The organism is Microvirga zambiensis WSM3693 (assembly GCF_016735695.1).
Lineage (GTDB): Bacteria > Pseudomonadota > Alphaproteobacteria > Rhizobiales > Beijerinckiaceae > Microvirga > Microvirga zambiensis.
In genome coordinates this window covers 43307-51116 of record NZ_JAERQD010000045.1, presented here as the reverse complement: position 1 = coordinate 51116, position 7810 = coordinate 43307, and the positions used below count along the sequence as shown (strand labels likewise).

Here is a 7810-nt window from a genome sequence, read left to right as displayed (position 1 = left end):
CGTCGCCGCCGAAATCGGCGTACTGGATGTCGCCTTCGAGACCGACCACGAAGGAGCCGATCTGGTAGTTGTAGCCGACCTGGGCGCCGCCGACGAAGCCGCCGTCGTCGTCGAGGTCGAAGCGGACACCGCCGACGGTGATGCTGTCATTGGTGTTCCAGCCATAGCCGGCGTTCACACCGACGTAGAAGCCGGTCCAGGTGAAGAGCGGAACGGCAGCGATCACCGGAGCCGGAGCGCGGCGCGAGGGAAGGTCGGCAGCGAGAGCGCCGGTGGCCAGGCCGAGGAGGGCGACCGAAGAGAGGAGAATCTTTTTCATTGGTTTGGTCCGTCCGTTAGAAGGATGTGGCCAGCTTGTAGCCCAGACTTGACCTTGCGTCTGTCACTTTCCTGCCACACATGAGGCCAAAGCCGGATTATATCCCCCGACAACCCAAGGTCGGTGGCTTTGGACACCCTTCCGGCTCGGCCTGCCATTCCCGAGCGGCATAGGAGGGAGATCTTAAAATTGCTTATTTTTCAATATCTTGCAGCGCCGGTATCAAGACCGATTGCTCGTCTTGAGCCCGGTAACGAAGGATTGACCATCTTTTGCACGAGGTCTGCAAGAAGCGGGCGAAAAGATGGTTAATTCTCGTTCAACCATAGCGTGAGGGCCTGAATCACCCGCTCAGGCTGTTCGAGGGACGACAAGTGTCCTGCCCCGGGCACGACCACCAGGGAGGACCATTCGATCATTTCCGCCATCTCCCGCGCGATGTCAGGCGGCGTGATCGCGTCGCCTTCCCCAACGAGCACGAGGGTCGGAATCTCGATGCCGGAGAGCCCCGGCCGGGAATCGGCACGCGCCATGATCGCACGCTGCTGGCGGATATAGGCTTCCGTGCCGGTTTCCCGCAGCATGGAGACAGAGATGTCCTGCAGCGCCTGATTGGATTGGTTGTCCGGATGGACAAGGCGTGGCCATAGCCTGGAATGGATATCCTCGAGGCGGCCGGCCTGAGCGAGCGCGATCAGCCTTTCGCGATCCTGACTGGCCTCGACCGAGTCCGGGCGCGCATTCGTATCGAGCAGCGCCAGCCGCGCAACCCGTTCCGGCGCCTGCCGCATGACCTCCATGGCGACGTATCCGCCCATCGAGAGCCCGGCGAGGGCAAAGCGCTCGGGAGCCTCGTGCAGCAGACGGGCGGCGATGGCCGGGATCGAATCATCCCGCCTATGGTCGGCCACCAGCACGGTCCGCCCCTCGGACAAGGCTTCGATCTGCGGCTCGAAAAGGCGGGATGTGCAGGCCAGCCCGGGGATCAGAACGAGTGCTTCGGCCATTCAATTTGTCCTTTGCGGTCTTTTGGCAAGTTTCCCTGGATTGACAAGCGCATAGCTTATCTTATGGTCCCGCCACTCCTTAACTTGAGCAAGAGCCTCAGGTGAAACCAGTCTCGCGCCTGTTTGTTGCCGTAGAGCGCGGCCGGCACTTAAGAGCGCGCCTTAGCCCCTCAACGGTAATTTGCATTCATGTCGTTCGCCGAACTCGGACTTAGCGAAAAAGTTCAACAAGCCGTGGATGCCGCAGGCTACACGACGCCGACGCCCATCCAGGCCCAGGCCATCCCGCACGTGCTGGCGCGTCGGGACGTGCTCGGCATCGCGCAGACCGGCACCGGCAAGACGGCGGCCTTCACGCTGCCCATGCTGACCCTGCTGGAAACAGGCCGTGCCCGGGCGCGCATGCCGCGCACGCTCATCCTGGAGCCGACCCGCGAGCTCGCCGCCCAGGTCGAGGAGAACTTCGACAAGTACGGCGTCAACCACAAGCTCTCGGTCGCTCTTCTCATCGGCGGCGTCTCCTTCGGCGATCAGGATGCCAAGATCACCCGCGGCGTCGACGTGCTGATCGCGACGCCCGGCCGCCTGCTCGACCATTTCGAGCGCGGCAAGCTCCTGCTCACCGGCGTCGAGCTGCTCGTCATCGACGAGGCCGACCGCATGCTCGACATGGGCTTCATCCCGGATATCGAGCGCATCGTGAAGCTCGTGCCGTTCACCCGCCAGACATTGTTCTTCTCGGCGACGATGCCGCCGGAGATCCAGCGCCTCGCCGATGCCTTCCTCCACAATCCCGTGAAGGTGGAAGTGGCCCGCGCCGCTTCGACGGCCTCGACCATCATCCAGCGCCTCGTGGCGACGGGCCGCGAGGATTACGAGAAGCGCGAAACCCTGCGGGAGCTGATCCGGAACGCGACGGACCTCCAGAACGCCATCGTCTTCTGCAACCGCAAGCGCGACGTCGCCGTCCTTCACCGGTCCCTGCAGAAACACGGCTTCGGGGCGGTCGCCCTTCACGGCGACATGGACCAGCATGCCCGCATGGCGGCGCTCGACAGCTTCCGCACCGGAGAGATGCCGATCCTGGTCGCCAGCGACGTGGCAGCCCGCGGCCTCGACATTCCGGCGGTCAGCCACGTGTTCAACTACGACACTCCGCATCACGCCGAGGATTACGTACACCGGATCGGCCGCACGGGTCGCGCCGGGCGCTCGGGCCAATCCTTCACGCTGGTAAGCCACAGCGACGAGAAATCCCTGGCGGCCATCGAGAAGCTGATCGGCCAGCCGATCGAATGGGAAGGCCCGACGCTCGCCGAGCGTCCGGCTTCGGAGGGATCCTCCCGCCGCCGCGGCGGCGGCCGGGGCGAGGAACGGTCACGGGGCCGCAAGGTCCGGGTGCGCTCGTCGGAGCGCAGCCGTGAGCGGTCCGAAGAGCCGAGGGACGAGGCACCGGCGGCGCGCGCGAATCCCGCCCCGCGCGAGGAACAGCCGAGCCGCAGGCCCCGCCAGGAGCGCAGCGAACGCTCTGAGCGCTCCGAACGGCCAGAGCGCTCCGAACGGCCAGAGCGCTCCGAACGGTCTGAGCGATCCGAGCGATCTGAGCGGTCGTCCGAGCGCGAATATCGCGGTCGCTCGCGCCGGGACGACGATCATGACGAGAAAGTGATCGGTCTGGGCGATCACGTTCCGGCCTTCCTGATGCGGCCGGCGACGCTCAAAAAGGCTAAGTAGCGGATCGGGAAGCGCGCTTGCGGGTCTTGGCCGTGCCCTTGGCCTTGCCCGCCACCTTCCGACGAGCCGCCGCCACGGCCATCTTTCCCAGCTCGGCCGCCTCGTCGGGATCGTCGAGGGCTGATTCGGGCATCAGCCAATAGCTCGTGAGCGTCTTGCTGCCGTCCTTCGTCTCGTAGGAAAACGGACGAGACCCGGCGTTCCGGAAGAAGCCGACGCTCTCGTCGTCGGTCTTGAGATAGAGTTCTCCGGACGCCACGAGCGCGAACATCAGCTCGTCCCGATAGACGCCCTGCCCTCCGAACATCCGGCGAATCTGGACGGGACCGAGGGCGCGGAAGATCTCGCGGATATCCTCGGATTCCATGGCTCAGTTGGCGGATTGAAGCGCAGGCGGCGTCGCCGGCGTGATCGCGACGGATTCGCCGCAGCCACAGGCCGAGGTCTGGTTGGGATTGTTGAAGACGAACTGGGACGACATCCTGGTCGTCTGGAAGTCCATCTCCGTGCCGAGCAGGAAAAGCACGGCCTTGGGATCGATGAGCACGGTCACGCCCTTGTCCTCGACCACCTCGTCGAGCGGGTTGACGCTTTCCGCGTATTCCATGGTGTAGGACATGCCGGCACAGCCGCCATTCTTCACGCCGACGCGCACGCCGACGATGGGACGGTCCGCCTTGCCGATGATGTCCTTGACGCGGTTCGCCGCCGCGTCGGTCAAGGTCACGACCTTGAAACCGGGTAGAGCCATAAGCCTTCTCTCCTGACGGCCGGGTTCAAGGCCCGGGCAGAACGAGTTCACATGATGAATAGATAGGCGATGAATGGTGCAACGTCGAGACACTTTGGGGTTGTGCCAACTGCCGAGGTCGACCATATCGGGATTGTCCATCCAAAAAACCCGTCGAAGGAGAGCCGATGCCGCATCACATGCCGCTGATATCCACCGTTGTTGTCGGCCTCGTGATGGCATTCGCCCTTGGCGCTATTGCGCACCGGTTCCGCCTTTCTCCCCTTATCGGTTACCTTCTCGCCGGCGTCCTCGCCGGGCCGTTCACCCCCGGCTACGTAGCGGACCAGGGGCTCGCCAACCAGCTCGCTGAAATCGGCGTGATCTTGCTGATGTTCGGCGTCGGCCTCCACTTCTCGCTCAAGGACCTGCTCTCCGTGAAGGCCATCGCCATCCCGGGCGCCGTGGTTCAGATCGCCAGCGCGACGGTTCTGGGCATGGGGCTGGCCTGGCTGATGGGATGGAACCTCGGCGGCGGGATCGTCTTCGGCCTGGCCCTCTCGGTCGCCAGTACGGTCGTGCTGCTGCGGGCCCTGCAGGAGCGCCGCCTCGTCGAGACCGAGCGCGGCCATATCGCCGTCGGCTGGCTGATCGTGGAAGATCTGGCCATGGTGCTGACCCTGGTGTTGTTGCCGGCTTTCGCCAACGCCACGGCCAGCGCCTCGGCCGACGTGGAATCCATCGTCATTTCCCTGGGCATCACGCTGGGCAAGGTGGTCGCCTTCGTGGCGATCATGCTGATCGTCGGCCGCCGGGTGATTCCGTGGATCCTGCACTACGTCGCCCATACGGGCTCGCGCGAGCTGTTCCGTTTGGCGGTCCTAGCCATCGCTCTTGGCGCCGCCTTCGGCGCTGCGGAACTGTTCGGCGTGTCCTTCGCGCTCGGCGCCTTCTTCGCCGGCATGGTCTTAAGCGAGTCGGAGCTCAGCCATCAGGCGGCCTCCGAGACCCTGCCCCTGCGCGACGCCTTCGCGGTCCTGTTCTTCGTCTCGGTCGGCATGCTGTTCGACCCGATGATCCTGGTCAACGATTTCGGTCCGGTGCTTGCGACCTTCCTGATCATCGTGGTCGGCAAGTCGCTTGCCGCCTTCGCCATCGTGCGGCTCTTCCGCCATCCGAACTCGACCGCGCTGACCATCGCCGCGAGCCTCGCGCAGATCGGCGAATTCTCGTTCATCCTCGCCGGTCTCGGCGTCGAGCTTCAGCTTTTGCCCGAGAAAGGGCGCGACCTGATCCTGGCGGGCGCCATCCTGTCGATCCTGGTGAACCCGTTCCTGTTCACCCTGCTCGACCGGTGGTTCGCGAAAGGCGAAACCGCCAAGGCAACGGCGAAGGCCGAGGCGATCGCCGCCGAGAAGGAAGCGGCTGCCGCGGAGAAAGCGGCGGCTGCAGCTGCACAGGAACCTCTGCCGGCGACGTCGCTTTCCGACCATGTGGTCCTCGTCGGCCATGGACGCGTCGGCAAGTTCATCACCGGCAAGCTGATCGCATCCGGCACGCCCTTTCTCGTCATCGAGACCACCAAGAGCCAGATCGCCGACCTCCAGAAGGAGAACCTGCCGGTCATCGTCGGCAATGCGGCCGATCCCGACGTGGCGGCCGCCGCCAACATCAGGCAAGCCCGATGCCTCCTGGTCGCGATTCCGGATGCCTTCGAGAGCGGTCAGGTGGTGGAGCAATCCCGCAGCATGAATCCGGACCTGCCGATCATCGTGCGCGTGCATTCCGATGCCCAGGAAGAGCACGTCATGAAATACGGCGCGAGCCGGGTCGTGATGGGCGAACAGGAGATCGCCCGCGCCATGTTCGCCGCAGTTCCCGACGCACCCCGGGAGCCGGTGCTGTCCTCCGTCGAGGAGGCGGACGATGAGGTTGCGGACGATGAGCGTGACGACGCCGCTGAATTGTCGCCGGAAGGTCCCGTGACCGAATCCGTTTCGGATCAGTCGGAGGAAACTGGGCTGGAACAGGAGCCCGTGCGCCGGTCTGCCGACGAACGGGGGCGTTAGTACATCCGCTCCCTTGTCATTCCGGGGCCGCGAAGCGGAGCCCGGAACCCATAACCGCCAGCACTTGCGAAAAGGGTGTGACGCGCATCGCACTTTCCTTGAACGTCGTGTTTATGGGTTCCGGGCTCGCCTGCGGCGCTCCGGAATGACGGTGCAAAGCGTTGCAACAACGAAAAATGGCCGGGACAAGCCCGGCCATAACGCGATTAGACGAAGAGGGATCGAGTCGTGGGCCTCACCACATGTCGAGCGCGACGCGCGCCTCATCGGACATGCGGCTCTGGTCCCACGGCGGGTCGAAGACCATGGCGACCTTGACGCTCTGCACGCCCTGAACGGTCGAGACGGCATTCTCGACCCAGCCCGGCATCTCGCCGGCGACGGGGCAGCCGGGGGCGGTCAGGGTCATGTCGATGGAAACGTTGCGGTCGTCGTCGATATCGACGCGGTAGATCAGCCCGAGCTCGTAGATGTCGGACGGAATTTCCGGGTCGTAGACGGTTTTCAGGGCCGCGACGATGTCATCCGTCATGCGGTCGAGCTCTTCCGGCGGGATCGTGGAGCCTGAAGACGCCTGCGGCGCGTTGGGCCCATCCTGGGTCGGGGTCATGTCATTCACAGGTCAATCCTCACGCAAACAAGGCTTCCGCCTTCTGCAGGGCGTCCGCCAGCTTATCGACTTCTTCCATGGTGTTGTACAGGCCAAACGAAGCACGGCAGGTCGAGGTCGCCCCGAAGCGCTCCAGCAGCGGCATGGCGCAATGGGTGCCGGCGCGTACCGCCACGCCCTGCCGGTCGATGATGGTCGCGACGTCATGGGCATGCGCGTTCTTCATCTCGAAGGCGAGGATCGCGCCCTTGCCCTTAGCGCGGCCGATGATCCGGATCGAGTTCATGGCGCCGAGCCGCTCATGGGCGTACGCCGAGAGCGCGGCCTCGTGCGCCTGGATGTTCTCCCGGCCGAGCTGCATCATGAAGCGCAGAGCGGCATCGAGCCCGATGGCCTCGATGATCGGCGGCGTTCCCGCCTCGAACCGGTGCGGCGGGTCGTTGTAGGTGATCGCGTCCTGGCGCACTTCGCGGATCATCTCGCCGCCACCCGAGTAAGGCGGCATCTTCTCGAGCCATTCGCGCTTGCCGTAGAGAACGCCGATGCCGGTCGGGCCATAGACCTTGTGGCCGGTGAGCACGTAGAAATCCGCATCGAGATCGCGCACGTCGACGCTGAGATGAACCGCGCCCTGCGCCCCGTCGACCAGCACCGGAACCCCGTGTGCGTGGGCGATGCGGATGATTTCCTTCATCGGCGTCACCGTGCCGAGCACGTTCGACATGTGGGTGATGGCGACGATCTTGGTGCGCGGAGAGATGAGCTTCTCGAACTCGTCGATGAGGAAGTTGCCCTCGTCGTCGACCGGCGCCCATTTGATCACCGCTCCCTTGCGCTCGCGCAGGAAGTGCCACGGCACGATGTTGGAATGGTGCTCCATGATGGAGAGGATGATCTCGTCGCCCTCTCCGATATTCATGCGCCCGAAGGAATCCGCCACGAGGTTGTAGGCTTCGGTCGCCGACTTGGTGAAGACGATCTCCTCGATGGAGCCGGCGTTCAGAAACTCGCGAACCGTTTCGCGTGCGCGCTCAAACCCTTCGGTTGCCGCATTCGCCATGTAGTGCAGGCCGCGATGAACGTTCGCGTAGCCCGTCTCCATGGTGTTCACCATGGCATCGATCACGACCTTCGGCTTCTGTGCCGAGGCGGCGTTGTCGAGATAGACGAGCGGCTTGCCATAGACCTGTTCGGCCAGGATCGGAAACTCCGCCCGGATCGCTTCGACGTCGTATGGCTTCACTTGCATGTTCATCGGCCTAACCATTTCTCTGCCGTCATGGCCGGGCTTGACCCGGCCATCCACGTCTTCCACGTCGGCGCGAAGCAAAGACGTGGATG

At 64.3% G+C, this 7810-nt stretch carries 7 protein-coding genes and 1 pseudogene; 2 read left to right on the top strand and 6 right to left on the bottom strand.

Features of this window, described 5'->3' with window-relative positions; translation table 11 throughout:
- Both JKL46_RS25615 and JKL46_RS25610 read right to left on the bottom strand, forming a co-directional pair.
- Nucleotides 1-319: pseudogene (locus JKL46_RS25615) on the bottom strand (autotransporter domain-containing protein); the annotation flags it as partial.
- A gap of 308 nt (nt 320-627) precedes the next feature.
- On the bottom strand, nt 628-1326 hold the full coding sequence (locus JKL46_RS25610) for an alpha/beta fold hydrolase (protein WP_201838628.1): 699 nt from the start codon (nt 1324-1326) through the stop codon (nt 628-630).
- A gap of 189 nt (nt 1327-1515) precedes the next feature.
- Here JKL46_RS25610 and JKL46_RS25605 point away from each other — a divergent pair, with 189 nt between their 5' ends.
- The gene (locus tag JKL46_RS25605) at nt 1516-3060 is read left to right on the top strand and encodes a DEAD/DEAH box helicase (protein ID WP_201838627.1); all 1545 of its coding nucleotides are present in this window, start codon (nt 1516-1518) and stop codon (nt 3058-3060) included.
- On the opposite strand, the gene JKL46_RS25600 is transcribed toward JKL46_RS25605, so the two are convergent.
- Together JKL46_RS25600 and JKL46_RS25595 are read right to left on the bottom strand one after the other, a co-directional pair.
- On the bottom strand, nt 3053-3427 hold the full coding sequence (locus JKL46_RS25600; protein WP_201838626.1) for a TfoX/Sxy family protein: 375 nt from the start codon (nt 3425-3427) through the stop codon (nt 3053-3055). The two genes, JKL46_RS25605 and JKL46_RS25600, sit on opposite strands and share 8 nt — an antisense overlap.
- A gap of 3 nt (nt 3428-3430) precedes the next feature.
- Nucleotides 3431-3811, bottom strand: coding sequence for a HesB/IscA family protein (locus tag JKL46_RS25595; protein ID WP_201838624.1), 381 nt, complete (start codon nt 3809-3811; stop codon nt 3431-3433).
- A 167-nt stretch (nt 3812-3978) separates the two neighbouring features.
- On the opposite strand from JKL46_RS25595, the gene ybaL reads away from it, so the two are divergent.
- Nucleotides 3979-5859 carry a YbaL family putative K(+) efflux transporter gene (ybaL, locus tag JKL46_RS25590; protein WP_201838622.1) on the top strand — a complete coding sequence of 627 codons (1881 nt, stop codon included), beginning with the start codon at nt 3979-3981 and terminating at the stop codon, nt 5857-5859.
- Between the two features lie 235 nt (nt 5860-6094).
- Here ybaL and JKL46_RS25585 read toward each other — a convergent pair whose 3' ends face one another.
- Both JKL46_RS25585 and JKL46_RS25580 read right to left on the bottom strand, forming a co-directional pair.
- The gene (locus JKL46_RS25585) at nt 6095-6469 is read right to left on the bottom strand and encodes an SUF system Fe-S cluster assembly protein (protein ID WP_201838636.1); all 375 of its coding nucleotides are present in this window, start codon (nt 6467-6469) and stop codon (nt 6095-6097) included.
- 19 nt (nt 6470-6488) lie between these two features.
- Nucleotides 6489-7724: a cysteine desulfurase gene (locus JKL46_RS25580; RefSeq protein ID WP_201838620.1), complete on the bottom strand. Its 1236-nt coding sequence runs from the start codon at nt 7722-7724 to the stop codon at nt 6489-6491.
- Nucleotides 7725-7810: the final 86 nt, after the last annotated feature.